13 protein-coding genes are annotated in these 14,834 nt (G+C 68.6%); 7 read left to right on the forward strand and 6 right to left on the reverse strand.

Going from position 1 to position 14,834, the window contains the following annotated elements; all coding sequences use genetic code 11:
* Window positions 1–7: 7 nt before the first annotated feature.
* Both OR37_RS07270 and OR37_RS07275 read right to left on the reverse strand, forming a co-directional pair.
* Window positions 8–814, reverse strand: a complete 807-nt coding sequence (locus tag OR37_RS07270; RefSeq protein WP_004617625.1) for a TrmH family RNA methyltransferase — start codon at window positions 812–814, stop codon at window positions 8–10.
* A gap of 72 nt (window positions 815–886) precedes the next feature.
* Window positions 887–2,143, reverse strand: coding sequence for an MFS transporter (locus OR37_RS07275; protein WP_004617628.1), 1,257 nt, complete (start codon window positions 2,141–2,143; stop codon window positions 887–889).
* A 202-nt stretch (window positions 2,144–2,345) separates the two neighbouring features.
* Here OR37_RS07275 and OR37_RS07280 point away from each other — a divergent pair, with 202 nt between their 5' ends.
* Complete coding sequence (locus OR37_RS07280; RefSeq protein WP_004617630.1) at window positions 2,346–3,398, forward strand: LacI family DNA-binding transcriptional regulator; 1,053 nt, start codon at window positions 2,346–2,348, stop codon at window positions 3,396–3,398.
* Between the two features lie 3 nt (window positions 3,399–3,401).
* On the opposite strand, the gene OR37_RS07285 is transcribed toward OR37_RS07280, so the two are convergent.
* Window positions 3,402–4,955 carry a methyl-accepting chemotaxis protein gene (locus OR37_RS07285; protein ID WP_004617632.1) on the reverse strand — a complete coding sequence of 518 codons (1,554 nt, stop codon included), beginning with the start codon at window positions 4,953–4,955 and terminating at the stop codon, window positions 3,402–3,404.
* Window positions 4,956–5,210: 255 nt separating this feature from the next.
* Here OR37_RS07285 and OR37_RS07290 point away from each other — a divergent pair, with 255 nt between their 5' ends.
* Genes OR37_RS07290 through OR37_RS07305 form a run of 4 tightly spaced genes read left to right on the forward strand, consistent with a single transcriptional unit; the run spans window position 5,211 to window position 8,756 of the window.
* A complete protein-coding gene (locus tag OR37_RS07290) occupies window positions 5,211–6,326 on the forward strand; it encodes an ABC transporter permease (RefSeq protein ID WP_004617634.1) in 1,116 nt (371 codons plus the stop codon).
* Window positions 6,327–6,340: 14 nt separating this feature from the next.
* Window positions 6,341–7,171 carry an ABC transporter ATP-binding protein gene (locus OR37_RS07295; RefSeq protein WP_054508525.1) on the forward strand — a complete coding sequence of 277 codons (831 nt, stop codon included), beginning with the start codon at window positions 6,341–6,343 and terminating at the stop codon, window positions 7,169–7,171.
* Window positions 7,171–8,109 carry an MlaD family protein gene (locus tag OR37_RS07300; RefSeq protein WP_004617638.1) on the forward strand — a complete coding sequence of 313 codons (939 nt, stop codon included), beginning with the start codon at window positions 7,171–7,173 and terminating at the stop codon, window positions 8,107–8,109. Before OR37_RS07295 ends, OR37_RS07300 begins: the two co-directional genes overlap by 1 nt.
* The gene (locus tag OR37_RS07305) at window positions 8,106–8,756 is read left to right on the forward strand and encodes an ABC-type transport auxiliary lipoprotein family protein (RefSeq protein ID WP_004617640.1); all 651 of its coding nucleotides are present in this window, start codon (window positions 8,106–8,108) and stop codon (window positions 8,754–8,756) included. Before OR37_RS07300 ends, OR37_RS07305 begins: the two co-directional genes overlap by 4 nt.
* Window positions 8,757–8,759: 3 nt before the next feature.
* On the opposite strand, the gene OR37_RS07310 is transcribed toward OR37_RS07305, so the two are convergent.
* On the reverse strand, window positions 8,760–9,524 hold the full coding sequence (locus OR37_RS07310; RefSeq protein ID WP_004617642.1) for an NUDIX hydrolase: 765 nt from the start codon (window positions 9,522–9,524) through the stop codon (window positions 8,760–8,762).
* A gap of 67 nt (window positions 9,525–9,591) precedes the next feature.
* A complete protein-coding gene (gene spbR / locus OR37_RS07315; protein ID WP_004617644.1) occupies window positions 9,592–10,725 on the reverse strand; it encodes a pole-localized protein SpbR in 1,134 nt (377 codons plus the stop codon).
* A 154-nt stretch (window positions 10,726–10,879) separates the two neighbouring features.
* Between spbR and OR37_RS07320 the strand changes: the two genes are divergently transcribed.
* Both OR37_RS07320 and OR37_RS07325 read left to right on the forward strand, forming a co-directional pair.
* Complete coding sequence (locus OR37_RS07320) at window positions 10,880–12,694, forward strand: hybrid sensor histidine kinase/response regulator (RefSeq protein WP_004617646.1); 1,815 nt, start codon at window positions 10,880–10,882, stop codon at window positions 12,692–12,694.
* Window positions 12,695–12,774: 80 nt separating this feature from the next.
* Window positions 12,775–13,965 carry a CaiB/BaiF CoA transferase family protein gene (locus OR37_RS07325; RefSeq protein WP_004617648.1) on the forward strand — a complete coding sequence of 397 codons (1,191 nt, stop codon included), beginning with the start codon at window positions 12,775–12,777 and terminating at the stop codon, window positions 13,963–13,965.
* On the opposite strand, the gene OR37_RS07330 is transcribed toward OR37_RS07325, so the two are convergent.
* The gene (locus OR37_RS07330) at window positions 13,952–14,827 is read right to left on the reverse strand and encodes a transglycosylase SLT domain-containing protein (RefSeq protein ID WP_004617650.1); all 876 of its coding nucleotides are present in this window, start codon (window positions 14,825–14,827) and stop codon (window positions 13,952–13,954) included. The genes OR37_RS07325 and OR37_RS07330 overlap by 14 nt on opposite strands.
* Window positions 14,828–14,834: the final 7 nt, after the last annotated feature.

The raw sequence follows: 14,834 nt of genomic DNA on the forward strand, positions 1-14,834 counted from the left end.
CGGTTTCCTACGCCTCGGCGAAGCGCAGGTGGTGAAGCACGATCCCGCTGGTCGTGGCGACGTTCAGGGAATCAAAGCCCTTGGCCATGGGGATGCCGACGGCGCGCGCCCTGGCCATCAGGTCGGGCGCCAGACCCGGCCCCTCGGCGCCCAGCAGCACGGCGGCGCGCGGGGACGGCTTGACGCGCGCCAGGATCTCGCTGGCGGCGGGGCTGAGCGCCAGTCCCTCGAAGCCGGCGGCCGCAAGAAGAGCGGCGATGTCCTCGCCCCGCGCCAGTCGGGCGGTCGGAACCGACAGCGCCGCGCCAACCGAGACTCGGATCGCCTTGCGATACAGGGGATCGCAGCAGTCGGCGTCGAGCAGCACAGCGTCGACGCCGAAGGCGGCGGCGTTACGATAGACCCCGCCCATGTTGTCGTGATTGGCGATGCCGCAGAGCACCAGGACGATCGCCCGTTCTGGCAAGCCGGCCAGCAGGTCGCGCGCGGCGATTGGCGAGGGCTTGCGGCCCACCGCCAACACGCCGCGATGCAGGTGAAAGCCGGCGATAGCGTCCACCACCGCCTGGTCGGCGAAATGGACGGGCGTCTCGTCCGGCAGTCCCTCGAATATGTCCGCCAGCTTGTCCCTGCGCTTGGGATCGATCAGCAGCGAAACCACCCGCTCCGGCGCATCTCGGACGAAGGCGCGCAACACTGTTTCGCCCTCGGCGATGAACAGCCCTTCGCGACCGACCAAGTCCCGCTCCTTGATCGCCCTGAAGGGCGCGACGGCGGGATCGTCGGGGTCGGTGACGACACGAAACTGCGGCAAGGCGACCTCTGAATTCAACTATTTAGAGCGCGTTCGAGCGGTTTGACCGCTCACACCTAAACCTAACGCGCTCTAACGCACCCCTCGTATCGGCAGGATCGCCAGACCGCCAGCCATGGCCAGGCTCGCGGCGGTCAGGAACAGCAGGTGGAAGTTCAGATGCGTCGGGCCAAGCGCCCAAACCGCCAAGGCCGGCGCCAGAGCCTGGGGCAAGGTATTGGCCAGGTTGATCACGCCGAGGTCCTTGCCCGTGTCGCGCTGCGAGGGCAGCACCTGGGTCACCATGGCGATATCGACCGCGTAGAAGCACCCGGCCCCGCAGCCCAGCACGGCGTAGGCCGCCACCATCACCGGCCATTGCGGGCTCAGCGAAAACACCGCCATGGCCAAGGCCATGGTGAAGGCCGCCCCGCAGGCGAACAGCTTGCGCCGCTTCAGACGGTCCGACAGCACCCCGCCCGCCAGCGCCAAGGCGACGTTCGACAGCGTCGACACCGCCGTCAGGATCGCCAACCCCTGCTCGGCGCGCTGCCCTGGAAACAGGCGCGAATAGCCCATCGCGTCCTGCAGGAAATACAGCATGTAGCTCTGGATCAGGCTAAGCGCGACCAGCACCATGAACCGCCCGAGCCACGCGAAGGCGAAGTCGGGATGCTTGCGCGGGTCCACCCAAAGGCCCCTGAGAAAGCCGGCGAGGTCGAACGGCGGGGCGTCGGCTTTCGGCAGCGGCGGGTCCTTGAAGCCCAGCACCAGCGGCGCCAAGCCCAGCAGCAGCACGGCCGAGATCGTCGCGTAGCGGGAGCTTTCGGTGACCAGCACGCCGCCGATCAGTACGGCGCCGGCCGCCGTGCCGATCGGGTTGCCGAGGCTCTGGAACGCCGCGACTAGGCCCTTCTGATGGTCCGGCACGCGGTCGGGCATGACCGCCACCAGGGCCGAGAAGCACAGGTTGAAGGTCAACTGGAACAGGATGATCCCGCCGATCAGCGCCAGCGGCGTCTTCGCCTGCATGATCGCCAGATAGGCCAGCGCCGCGCCAAGCGCCCCGACCACGATCCCCGGCCTCCGACGTCCAAAGCGGCTGGTCGTGCGGTCGCTGATCGCGCCGGCCAGCAGGTTGGCGACACTGGCGACGATCGCGCCATAGAACGTGACCTGGCTGAGCACCAAGGCCTTGTTGGCCGGATCGATCGCGCCGGCCTTGAGCGGCAACAGCACTTGCAGAAGCGGCTGAAAAGACAGGAAGGCCCCGATCTGAGCCAGGGTGTAGGCGGCGATGAAATTCGCGCGAACCGGCTCCTTGGGCCGGGCCCGGTCGTCAAACCCCATCACGCCTCCCCCGCGGCGCGGCGACCGAAAGCCAACGCGGTTTCGGCGCCTGCCATGTCCGGCGTCTTCACGTCGCGCCAGCTGGGTCCTACACTGACGGGCCGTCCGCCCTCGCACAAGGCCCTCTCGCCGGGGGAGTTTCCCTTGGGGAGCGACAGGTTCTAGTTTGAGCGCGTGAGCCTGAGTCTCGGGGGACGTATCGATGGCTTCGGTGACGATCTACGACGTCGCCGCGAAAGCGGGCGTCTCGATCAAGACCGTTTCGCGGGTGATGAACAACGAGCCGAACGTCCGGCCCGCGATGCGGGACCGCGTGTTGGCGGCGGCCGGCGCCTTGGGCTACAGCCCCAACCTGTCGGCGCGCAGCCTGGCCGGTTCGCGCTCGTTCGTGATCGCCGTCTTCGTCGACGCGGCCTTGACCATCGACCACTGGCGCAGCGAACGCGGCGCCGACTATCTCAGCCGCATCCAGCTGGGCGCCACGCTGCAGTGTCGCGAAGCCGGCTATCATCTGCTGGTCGAGCTGATCGATCATGAAGGACCTCGGGTTCGGCAAGAGGTCGCGGCCCTGCTCGCGGCCTTGAAGCCAGACGGCGTCATTCTGACGCCGCCGTCCTCGGACAACGCGGTGGTGCTGGAACTTCTGGACAAGGCCGGCACGCCCTATGTCCGCGTCGGTCCCGAGCGCGCCGAGGGCCTGGGTCCTCGGGTGCATATGGATGACGTCGCCGCCGCTCGCGAAATGACCGAGCACCTGGCCAAGCTGGGCCACAGGCGCATTGGCTTCATCGTCGGGGAACCGCGCTATGGCGCCAGCCAGGCCCGGCGCGACGGCTATCTCGACGCGATGAAGGGTCTAGGCCTGCCGGTCGCCGACGGCTGGGTGCGTCAGGGCGACTTCACGTTCCAGTCCGGCCTCGACCAGGCGAAGGCGCTGCTGGCCCTGCCCGACCGTCCGACGGCGATCTTCGCCAGCAACGACGACATGGCGCTGGGCTGCATGGCGGCGATCGCCGAGGCGGGCCTGATGACGCCCGGAGACGTTTCGGTGGCGGGGTTCGATGACAGCCCCAGCGCGCGCTTCAGCCGGCCGCAACTGACCACGGTGCGCCAGCCGGTGGCGGAAATGGCCTCGGTGGCGGCCAAGCTGCTGATCGGCCAAGCCCGAAGCGGCGCGGCCGCCGAACGGCCGGTGGACGAGCTACTGCCCTTCGAGCTGATCCACCGCGCCTCGACGGCGCCGCCGCCGCGCTAGCCGTTACCGCCCAGGACGCGCGAAGGCCGCCACACGGGCGCGAGCGGCGTGGACGGCGTTCTCGGCGGGACGCTCCTGATAGCTTCGCGAGGCGATCTGGGCGCGACCACCCAACCGGAACGCGCCGACGCGGTTCGCCAGATCGGCCGCCTCGACCCGCAGGGCGTGGGTCGCCTCCGTCGATCGCGAGACCATGGCCGCGTTGCGCTGGGTCACCTGGTCCAGCTGATTCACGGCCGAATTGACCTGGCCCAGGGCCGTGGCCTGTTCGCTGGCCGAAGCGGCGATGACGTTCACCAGCTCGTCGATGCCGCCCACCTTGTCGACGATGCCCCGCAGCGCCTCGCCCGTCTGGCCGACGAGATCGACCCCCTCGCTGACTTGGCGGCTGCTCTCGGTGATCAAGGACTTGATGTCGCTGGCGGCCTGGGCCGAGCGCTGGGCCAGGGCCCGCACTTCCTGGGCGACGACCGCGAAGCCCTTGCCCGAGTCCCCGGCGCGGGCGGCCTCGACCCCGGCGTTCAGGGCCAGGAGGTTGGTCTGGAAGGCGATCTCGTCGATCATGCCCAGGATCTGGTTCACCTGCTGCGACTGGGCCTCGATCTTGGTCATGGCCTCGGCGGCGCGGGTGACGATGTCGCCCGAGCGGGAAGCTTCGGCCGACGCCTCGCCGACGCGAGCGGAGACTTCGCGCGCGCTTTGCGCCGTCTTGCCGACGGCGCCGGTCAGTTGCTCGACGGCGGCGGCGGTCTGTTCCAGCGTGGCCGCCTGCTGTTCGGTGCGCTGCGACAGGTCCTCGGCGTTGCGAGCGATGTCATCCACGCCCGCGCGGATACCCTCGGCCGAGTGCTCCACCGCGCGCATCGCGCCGGTCAGGCATTCGACCGCCTGTTCGAAATCGGCGCCTAGGCTCTGGAACTCGGGCGCCAGCTCCGCCTGAACGCGCGCGCTCAGGTCGCCGCCAGCCAAACGGGCCAGGGCCTCGCCCACCGCCTTGACGGCCTGGGCCTGATGCCGTTCGGCGACCTCCCGCTCGGTTTCCAGAGCGTTTCGCTCCTCCTGGAGGATGCGCAGATAGCTGGAAATGGCCAGCTCCATGTCGAGGAACACCGCCTTGACCAGGGCCGACAGGCTGTCGGCCAGCTCGGCGTCGGACTTGGCGGCGTTGAACAGGCTCTTGGCGCGCTTGCCGATCACAGCGCGGATCAGCGTTTCGGCCACCAAGGCATAGCCGCCGATGTACCATTGAGGCTCGAGGTCGGCGTTGACGTGGGCGCGGCCAATCCGCTCGACGTCGCGCATGTAGGTTTCGCCGTAGTCGGCTTGGACGATCCGCCGCCAGTGGTCGGCCTGGGCGCGCTCCGCGCCGGCCATGTGCGCGTCGTCTCGGAACTTGCTCCGCGTTTCGGGAAAGGCCCGGACCTGGTCGTAGAACTTGCCGAGCGCCGATCCGATCTCGGCGTCGATCACCGGCTTGATGGATCGCAAGGCGGTGCGATCCCGTTGGTCGAACCGCATGAAGGCCATGCGCTGTTCCAGCTTCAAAAGCGCGCTCATCCGAGCCCCGAGTCACTGATAAGGATTGGTTCACCACGTTGGTGCGCCCAATCCGTTAACCAAGCTTAAAGGCCGACCGCCCACGGCGTGGGAGCGCGCGAAAACCCTTGGGAAGCCGTATCAACGCGCTGTTTCGCCGCGCTCGGGACGTTGGCCTATAAAGGTTTGGCAACAAGCTGCGCCTTGGCGCGTTTTGGGCTTGTCAGGTCCACGGCAGGGCTTGGATATACCCTCGAAACGAGCCCCAAGGACGATATGGCGCTTCCCGCGGACTTCACCTTGACCGAGCAGGACGGCCGCAGGACCGCCGCCCTGTCCGGAGACTGGACCGCGCGGGGCCTGTTCGATGCCGGCCTGCGCCTGGCCTCCGCCCTTTCGGATTCGCGGCCGCTGAGCCTGGACCTCACCAGCGTCAATCGTTGCGACACGGCCGGCGCCTACGCCATCATTCGCGCGGCGGGCGACCAACTCACCCCCCAGCACATCCAGGCGCGCCGCGAGATCCTGCGCCTGCTGGAACTGGTGGGCGCGGCGATCCAGGTCGAGCCCGAGCCCACCGTGCGGGTTGGCGGGTTCCTGGCCCTCCTGGAGCGCATCGGGCGCGGCGTGTTCGGCCTGTTCCAGGACGGCTACGGCACGCTCGTCTTCCTGGGTCACCTGCTGGTGGCCCTGGGCCGCTCCATCGCCGATCCTCGCCGCATCCGCTGGGCGCCGACCATCGCCCTGTGCGAGCGCGCGGGCCTGGACGCCATGCCCATCGTGGCCGTCACGACCTTCTTCATCGGCGCGGTGGTGGCCCTGCTGGGCGCGAACCTGCTGACCGACTTCGGAGCCCAGGTCTATTCGGTCGAGCTGATCGGCATCTCGGTGATGCGCGAATTCAACATCCTGATCACCGCCATCCTGCTGGCCGGACGCTCAGCGTCCAGCTTCGCGGCCGAGATCGGCTCCATGAAGATGAACCAAGAGATCGACGCCATGCAGGTCATGGGGGTCGATCCCTACGAGGCCCTGGTGCTGCCAAGATTCGCGGCGCTGCTGTTCACGATCCCCCTCCTGACCTTCATCGCCACCATCGCGGGCCTGGCGGGCGGGATCCTGGTCGTCTGGGTCGTCCTGGACCTGTCGCCGACCTTCTTCCTGCAACGCATCGTGGACTCGGTCGGGGCCACCCATTTCTGGATCGGTCTGTCGAAAGCGCCGGTGATGGCCACCGTGATCGCCGCGATCGGCTGTCGGCAGGGCATGGAGGTCGGCAACGACGTCGAATCCCTGGGCCGGCGCGTGACCGCGGCGGTCGTGCACGCCATTTTCGCGATCATTCTGATCGATGCCGTCTTCGCCCTGATCTACATGGAGCTGAACGTTTGATCCGCTCCCCGAAGATCGAGGCGGAAACCGAATCCGCCGCCATCGACGCCGCCGAGGCCGAGAAGCATCCCATCGAGGTGCGGGGCCTGGTCTCGCGCTTCGGCGACAACGTCGTTCACGACGGCCTGGACCTCTCGGTCGATCGGGGCGAGGTGCTGGGCGTGGTCGGCGGCTCGGGCACCGGCAAGTCGGTGCTGCTCAACACCATCATCGGCCTGAAGGCTCCCGATGGCGGCTCGGTGCGCTTGTTCGGCGGCGACATGCGAACGGCCTCCCGCCGCCGCTGGTCCTCGGTCGAGCGCCGCTGGGGCGTCCTCTTCCAGCAAGGCGCGCTGTTCTCGAACCTGACCGTGCGCGAGAACGTCGCCGCGCCGCTGCACGAGCATACGCGCCTTCCCCGCCGCGAGATCGAGGAGATCGCCGACCTGAAGATCGCCATGGTGGGTCTGCCAGCGCGCGCCGCGACGCTGAAGCCGGCGGAGCTGTCGGGCGGCATGAGGAAGCGGGCGGGCCTGGCGCGCGCGCTGGCCATGGACCCCGAGCTGCTGTTCCTCGACGAACCCACCGCCGGCCTCGACCCCATCGCGGCCGAGGCCTTCGACGGCCTGATCAAGGATCTGTCCGACAGCCTGGATCTGACCGTCTTCATGATCACCCACGACCTGGACAGCCTGTACGCCATCACCGACCGCGTCGCCGTTCTGGCCAACAAGAAGGTGGTGGCCGTGGCGCCCGTGCGCGAGCTCGAGCGTTCAGAGCATCCCTGGATCAAGCAATACTTCCTGGGTCCGCGAGGACGCGCCGCCGCGACCTCCGAGAACCGGCCCGAGGCGAGGATCGACTGATGGAAAGAAACGCCAACTACGCCCTGGTCGGGGCCATGTCCCTGGCGCTCTTCATGGGCCTGGTGATCTTCGTGGTCTGGCTGGCGAAGCTCAGCTTCAATCGCGACTACGACCTCTATGACATCCTGTTCGTCGGCCCGGTGCGCGGCCTGTCGACCGGCGGCGAGGTTCACTTCAACGGCATCAAGGTCGGCGAGGTGACCCGCATCGAGCTGGACAAGAGCGACCCCAACCGCGTCATCGCGCGGGCGCGCGTCACCTCCGACGTTCCGATCAAGATCGACAGCTACGCCACTCTGGAACCGCAGGGCATCACCGGCGTCAACTACGTCCAGATCACCGCCGGCTCGCCGAACAAGGAGCTGCTGAAGGACACCGTCAAGAACGGCAAGGTCCCGGTGTTGCGCAGCCAGCGAAGCGCCCTCTCCGACCTGCTGGAGGGCGGCGGCACCGTGCTGAGCCGCACGATCGAGGCCCTGGACCGCGTCAATCGAGTCCTGTCTGACAAGAACATCAAGACCTTCGGCGCCACGCTCAGTGACGTCCAGTCGGTCACGGCCGAACTGCGCGAGCGCAAGGAAATCATCGCGGACGCCCAGAAGACGCTGAAGAGCATCGACCAGACCGCCCAGTCGATCACCGAACTTTCCAAGAGCGCCAACGGCCTGGTCGACGGCGACGCCAAGCGCACCCTGAAGGAACTGGGCGACGCGGCCGAGGAGTTGAAGGGCGCCGCCAAAGACGCCCGCGGCATGGTCAGCAAGCTCGATGGTCCGACCAGCGACTTCGCCACCACGGGCCTGCCGCAGTTGTCGGCGGCGATCGTCACCCTGCAATCGGCCGCAGAGTCTCTCGACCGTCTGGTCGGCGAGGTCGAACAGAACCCCCGGGGCTTGGTCGGCAAGCCGCCCGCCAAGGAAGTGGAGGTCAAACCGTGAGCCCAATGATCCGCAACGCCTCCAAGACCCTGGGCCGAGCCCTGGCCGTAGGCCTTCTGGCCGTGAGCCTCTCCGGCTGCATCAGCGTCTTCCCCAAGTCCAAGCCGGTCGGCCTCTATCGCTTCGGCGAGGCCGAGGTGAGCGCGCCCAAGGGCCCACCCGGCGCGATGTTCGGGGTCTTGAAGGCGCCAACGATCTTCACGCGCTCGTCGGCGGGCGACCGCATCCTGACCAGCGCCAACGGCCAGGTGGCCTACATCTCCGACGCCCGCTGGGTCTCGCCGGCCTTCGTCCTGTTCGAGGAGGCCACGGCCCGCGCGTTCGAGAACGATCCTGGCCGCGCTCGCCTGATCGGTCGCGGCGAGGTCGCCAAGGCCGACCTCGTTCTACGGCTCGAAGTCCGCGCCTTCGAGGCCGACTATGTCAACGGACCCAAGGCCGCGCCCGAAATCGTGGTGCGGGTGCGCGGTGTCCTTAGTCGAAGCCAGGACCGCGCGCTGGTCGGCGATCAGATCTTCGAAGCCCGCGTGAAAGCCGCCGACAATCGCGTCGGCGCCATCGTCCCCGCCTTCGATCAGGCCACCGCCAAGGTGCTGGGCGAGATCGTGGCCTGGGTCAACGCGGCGGGGCCGGGACTGAAGAGCTGAGGCTTACAGCGCGTCCAGCGGCTCGGTCACCGCGCCGTATCCCGCGTCGTCGGGAATGCGCAGCACCTTGCCCTCCACCCAGGGCTCGACGGTGACCAGCGGCCGCGCCGCCGACCGCGCCACCGCGTCGGCGGGGCTCGCGCTCTCGGCCAGCAGTTGCAGGTTCATGCGCGTGGGGAAGATCACCTTGCGCGCGCCCGAGGCCGCCAGCTCAAGGGCCTTGGCCGGCGCGATCCACTCGGCGTCGACAGCCTCGTGACCATCGCAAATCGCTTGCTGCGCCAGGGGCGCGTGGGCGACGTAGAACCAGGTGTCGAAGCGCTTGGGCATTAGCTTCGGCGTGATCCAGCGCGCGAAGACCGTCAACGCCGAAAGGTCCAGCTTCAGACCAAGGTCGCCCACCACATCGATGAAAGCGACCTTGTCCTCGGCGACGGCGGCGCGCACGTCCTTGGCGGCTTCCCCCGCATAAAGGTTCCCGTCCGCGTCGCGGGCCAGCAGCACGCCCGCCTCCTCATAGGCCTCGCGGATGGCGGCGACGCGCAGGGCCGCGTCATCCTGGCCGACCGCGTCGAAACCTGTCGCGAGTTCTCGCCAGCGCGGGTCGTTGTCGCCCTGATGGCTCTTGCCGCCCGGAAACACCAAGGCGCCGGCGGCGAAATCGATCTGATGATGCCGCTTGACCATCAGCACCTCGAACGAGGGCGCGTCTCGAAGCAGCAGTACGGTGGCGGCGGGACGGATCGCGCCCAACGAGGAGTCGGCCATTCGGCAAGTCTGGCGCCGCTTGGCCGCCTTGCCCAGACGTCTTTCGAACGCTTGTTCTATTCGCCCGTCAGGCCGACTTGGCGCGGCGGCGGTTGGCGCCGCGGTCCATCCGCTCCAGAAGATAATCCGCGTCTTCGCGCGAGGCGTTCTGAGGCGAGGTCAGGAAGCGCTGGATCATGCGTTCCTGGAAGCGCTCGCGATCCTGGGCGCCGCCGTCGAACTCCAGGCTGTGAAACGCGTCCACGCCGGCGCGGAAGGCCGAATAGAGGCGCGGCGGCAGGCCCGCGCGCTCGCAGATCGCCTTCAGACCCAGCGGGCCGGCGTCATGGATCATCAGCCAGGTCCGATGATGCGGCACGCCCGCCAGCTCGGCCACAGCCCACTCGAAGAAGGTCATGTGGCCATGGGCCAGCGCGCGCAGCAGCAGCGACGGCGACAGGCGATCGACCTTGTGCAGGTGCGCGACGAAGGCCTTGGGATCGGCGGCGCGGCCGGCCTGGTCGACCAGATCGATCGTCGCCCGCTCCTTGGCGCCGATGATCAGCTCCAGGGTCCGTTCGGCCGAAAGGCCGTGATTGGCCAGAATGTGGTCGCGCAACTGATCGCCAACCATGTCGACCAGACGCTCGGCGACCGACAGCGGCAAAGCCGTGCGGTAGGCGACCGCCTGCAGCACCTCTTCGGACTTGGCGAAGCGGTCCAGGGCCTTTTGCAACGTCACTTCCGAGAAGCGGGCGTTGTCATTGGCGCAGGCCGCGGCGACCACGTCTTCCGGTGCCTGGTCGACCAGCATCGCGGTGATGCGGCTGGACAGCTTGGGGCGCTTGGCCACGGCCATCTGACGGACGGGTCCGCCCACGCGGACGATCTCGGCCAGATCGGTATCGGTGAATACCGGGGAGAAGCTGATGATCGGCAGGCTGACGCTCTCGACATCGCGCGCCAGGCGATTGGCGACGTCGGGCGGCAGAGCCGCGGAGTTCTTCAGCGTGACCGCCAGGGCGCGACGCACGAGCTCGGCGGCGTCGGCGGCCATCACGCGCAGGATGTCGTGGGCGATCTGTCGCTCTTCGTCGCTCAGAGCGGCGCGGTCGATCGTCCGACACAGCTTGTGCGCGGCCAGGGCGCGCTCGTCGGGAGTCGCGCCCTTCACGAGCATCCGGATGTCGGAATCGGTCAGTGCTGCGCGTGTCGTGGCCATGGTTCGCCGCCCAGGGGAGCTATGCTTGGAGTCGATCCTCCTCGCTTAGGCTTAATGATTGTTTGAACCACGAAGCCGGGCGTTAAGTATATCCCGTAACCGGGGACAAACCACGCTTGGGTAAAGTGCGCCCTCATCGATGAGGAACGCCATCTTGCTCGCCGAGCGCCCCCAACAAGCCCCGACCGACGGCGCTCATCGGGCCAAGAACCAAGACGCCCAGACGGCGCTCGCGCTGGACGCCCAGACCGCGCTTTTGCCGTATGCTCTGGGCGTTTTCGCCATCAGCCTGCCGGTGTTCGTCTGGATGGCCTCGCTGGCCGACAACCGCGCCTGGATGACCGTCAGCTTCGCCCTGTTCGCGATCAACTGGGGAGCCTTCTACGCCGTGGTGAACTGGCTGCGCGGCGAAGAGTCGCGCGATCTGGCTCGCCGCGCCCGCGTTCAGGTCCTCTGCGGCGCGTTGTGGACGGTCACCGTCGCCCAGATCTCGATCCTGGCCGAAGGCGCCGGTCCAGCCCGCGAATCGCTGCTGATGCTGGCCACCGCCGGCGCGGTGCTGTGCGCCTTCTTCTCGGCGCCTTACCTGCCGGGCCTTCTGATCATCGCCCCCCTCGCCGCCGCCGGGCCGTTGGTCGCGCAGTTCTCCCACCCCGAGAACCAGGGCGCCGGCGAGCTGACCTGGGGCGCGACCGCCCTGGCCCTGACCCTTTCCCTGGTGCTCAACCGCATGTTCCGGCGCCAGCATGATCTGGCGGTGGCCCATGAGCGCCTGCTCGACGAGCGGATCCGCGTGCTGGAGGACGCCGAGCGCACCGCCCGCAGCAAGTCGGACATCGTCGCGACTCTGAGCCATGAAATTCGCAATGGTCTGACCGGCGTCACCCACGTGCTGGCCGCCGCCGCCGGTCGGGGCGGTCGCGCCGCGCCCTCGCGAGACCAACTGAACGCCGCGCTCGACGCGGCCCAGGACCTGATCGCGGTGCTGAACGCCACGCTCGATAGCGAGACGGCGGAAAGCGGCCGCCTGAACGTCGAGACCCAACCCTTCGATCCGGTGCGGCTGGTCCAGGACCTGGTGCTGCTGGATAAACCCAACGCGGCGACCAAGGGCCTGGAGCTGACGGTCCATATCGATCCGCCGCTGCTGGTCCGGGACAAGGGCGCTGTGGTCGCCGACGCCCTGCGCACCCGCCAGATCATCGCCAACCTGCTCGGCAACGCGGTCAAGTATACGGTTCGCGGCCGCATCGAGGTGCGCCTCGAGCTACGCGAAGGCCAGGTGGCGTTCGAGGTTGCCGACACCGGTCCGGGCCTGTCGAACGAGGAGCTGGAACAGGCCTTCGAACCATTCCGCCGCGTCGAGCGCACCGGGGCCGGCGTCAACGGCGCGGGCTTGGGCCTGTCGCTTTCGCGGCAGTTGGCGCGACTGATGGGCGGCGCGCTGGAGGCGCGCAGCGCCGTGGGCGTCGGCAGCTGCTTCACCCTCACCCTGCCCTTCGACCCGGCCGCGGCGTGCGACCTCGAGGAGCAGACCGAGACCGTGATCGCCGAGGCGCCGGGCGCGCCGCGCGCGATGCGCATCCTGATCGCCGAGGACGAGGCCCTCAACGCGGCCATGCTACGCGCCATCCTGGAGCAACTCGGCCACCAAGTCGTCCACGCCCAGAACGGCCGACGCGCCGCCGACCTGGCCCGTATCGCCGAGTTCGACCTGCTGATGCTGGATCACCGGATGCCGGTGATGGACGGCCCCGCCGCCTCGGCCGCCCTGCGCGCGGCCGACGGCCCCAATCGCCAGGCCCCGATCGTCGCCATCATCGAGGGCGACGCGGAGGAAGCCTCGGAATTCCTGGAAGCCGGGGCCGACGTCATCCTGCGCAAGCCCGTCACCGTGGCCGGCGTGGCCCGCGCCCTGGCCGACGCGGCGGCGCTGGATCGCGACCTGGCGCGTTCCGAGGCGGCCTGAAGAAGGCTGCCGCAAGGTAAGCTTTCGCGCGGACGCGCCCTCGCCCATCCTTCCCGCAACGAAGAAAACGGGAGGATGCGATGCTGGAAGGACTGCGCGTCGTCGAACTGGCGACCTACATCGCCGCGCCGGGCGCGGCCGGGATCATGGCCGACTGGGGCGCCGAGGTCATCAAGGTGGAGTCGCCGGAGGGCGATCCGATGCGGCGGTTCTTCGACACCATAGGCTCGGACCAGGACGCCAACCCCGTCTTCGAGCTCGACAATCGGGGCAAGAAGGCCGTGATGCTGGACATCCGGTCCGATCTTGGCCGGGAGGCGCTGAAGGCTCTGGTCGCGACCGCCGACATCTTCCTGACCAACGTGCGCCCCGCCGCCCTGGCCCGGGCAGGGCTTGATTACGAGGCGCTGAAGGCGGTCAATCCGCGCCTGATCTATTGCAGCCTGACGGGCTACGGCCTGACTGGCCCGGATCGCGACAAGCCGGGCATGGACGTGGCGGCGTTCTGGTCTAGGGCGGGCGTGGGATCGATCACCGCGCCCAAGGGGACCGAGCCTTTCCCGATCCGCACCGGCATGGGCGATCACGTCACCTCTCTGGCCACGGTCTCGGCGATCCTCGCGGCCGTGTACGAGCGGACGGTCACGGGCGTCGGGCGGCTGGTCGAAACCTCTCTGCTGCGCGCGGGCGTCTATGCGATCGGCTCGGACATGGCGATCCAGCTGCGCTTCGGAAAGCTGGCCTCCACCCGCGGCCGGCGCGAGACGGTTCAGCCCCTGGCCAATTTCTACAAGACCCTCGACGGCCGCTGGATCTGTCTTCTGCCCCGCCAGGGTTCGGTCGACTGGCCGCGCATCGCCGCCGCCGCCGGCCGGCCCGAACTGGTCGACGACCCCCGCTTCGTCTCCGCCAAGAACCGCCGCGAGCATGGTCAGGCCCTGGTCGACATCCTGGACGCGGCGTTCGGAGCCATGACCTATGACGAGGCCGCCGAGGCGCTGGACGCGGGCGACATCACCTGGGCGCCCTACCAGACCCCGCGCGAACTGGCGACCGACGCCCAGGCCCTGGCGGCGGGCTGCTTCGTCGAGACGCCTGACGGCGCTGGCGGGACCTTCAAGGCGCCCGCCGCCCCGGCGCGGTTTCCGGGCGCGCGCGACGGCCCGCGCGGACCGGCGCCGAAACTGGGCGCGGACACCGCGTCCGTCTTCAAGGCCCTGGGGTGGGACGAGGCGAAGGTGGCGGCTCTGACCAAGGTCAGCGCTGCTTGACCTTCTCGTTGGCGTCGGCCAGCACGCGCAGCATCTCGGCCGAGAACATCGAATTGGCCAGGCGCTGGCCGCCGCTCGCGCCCGTATCGGAGGACGCGCTGAACGGATTTCCCGCGTCCTGCGAGCCGCGCAGGATCAGGTCGACCATCGCCTCCTGCTGACGAATGCGCTCCAGACGGCGACCGCCGGCATATTGCAGGAAGCCCTGGTCGACATCGTCGCCCTGCCGATTGGAAGCCGGGTCGGTGACCCGCCCCGCCGAGGCGCCAGTCTTGGTCAGGTTGGCATAAACCTCGCCCACCGTGGCGGGCCGGCCGTCCTTGTAGAAGATTGACCGGTTGGCTTCGGCGGCGTCCGGGAACATGGCCGCGGCGTTGGCGCCGGGCGATGCGGTCGCCGCTTCGATCAGACGCGCCGAACCCGATGGCCCCAGGAAATGGGCGGCGTACAGCTCGCCCGCCGTCGGCGAGCGCCCCACCCGGCCGCGCAGATAGGAGGCGTGATCGCTGGTCAGTTCGCCGGCCATCAGGGCCGCGGCGTGCGGATCGGTCTTCAAGCCCAGCACGGCCTTGCGCGCCTCGTCGCCATCGACGCGATAACGACCGTCCGGGCCTTGGGTGATCAGGTCGGCGTAGCGGGCGTAGCCATATTTCGCCCCGTGCTTCTTCAGCGTCGAGAGCCACGTCTGATCCACGAACTGGAAGAGACCCGAGGCCGAGGAGGTCCGGGCCTTGGCGACCGGGTTGAAGCCGCTCTCGCGCTTGGCCGCGCCCATCAGGAACGTGAAGTCGACCCCCGTCGCGCTGGAGGCGCGCTGGATCGCCGACTCGACGACGCTGCGGATGGAACTGACGGCGGGCATGGACCTC

Source organism: Caulobacter vibrioides OR37 (assembly GCF_000372645.1).
Taxonomy (GTDB): Bacteria; Pseudomonadota; Alphaproteobacteria; order Caulobacterales; family Caulobacteraceae; genus Caulobacter; species Caulobacter vibrioides_E.

Bases quoted from the DNA above. Each gene is read 5' to 3' on its own strand.
- OR37_RS07310 (WP_004617642.1), bottom strand. From the start codon at position 9,524: ATGGCCGACTCCTCGTTGGGCGCGATCCGTCCCGCCGCCACCGTACTG.
- OR37_RS07330 (WP_004617650.1), bottom strand. From the start codon at position 14,827: ATGCCCGCCGTCAGTTCCATCCGCAGCGTCGTCGAGTCGGCGATCCAG.
- OR37_RS07280 (WP_004617630.1), top strand. From the start codon at position 2,346: ATGGCTTCGGTGACGATCTACGACGTCGCCGCGAAAGCGGGCGTCTCG.
- spbR (WP_004617644.1), bottom strand. From the start codon at position 10,725: ATGGCCACGACACGCGCAGCACTGACCGATTCCGACATCCGGATGCTC.
- OR37_RS07275 (WP_004617628.1), bottom strand. From the start codon at position 2,143: ATGGGGTTTGACGACCGGGCCCGGCCCAAGGAGCCGGTTCGCGCGAAT.
- OR37_RS07290 (WP_004617634.1), top strand. From the start codon at position 5,211: ATGGCGCTTCCCGCGGACTTCACCTTGACCGAGCAGGACGGCCGCAGG.
- OR37_RS07300 (WP_004617638.1), top strand. From the start codon at position 7,171: ATGGAAAGAAACGCCAACTACGCCCTGGTCGGGGCCATGTCCCTGGCG.
- OR37_RS07325 (WP_004617648.1), top strand. From the start codon at position 12,775: ATGCTGGAAGGACTGCGCGTCGTCGAACTGGCGACCTACATCGCCGCG.
- OR37_RS07285 (WP_004617632.1), bottom strand. From the start codon at position 4,955: ATGAGCGCGCTTTTGAAGCTGGAACAGCGCATGGCCTTCATGCGGTTC.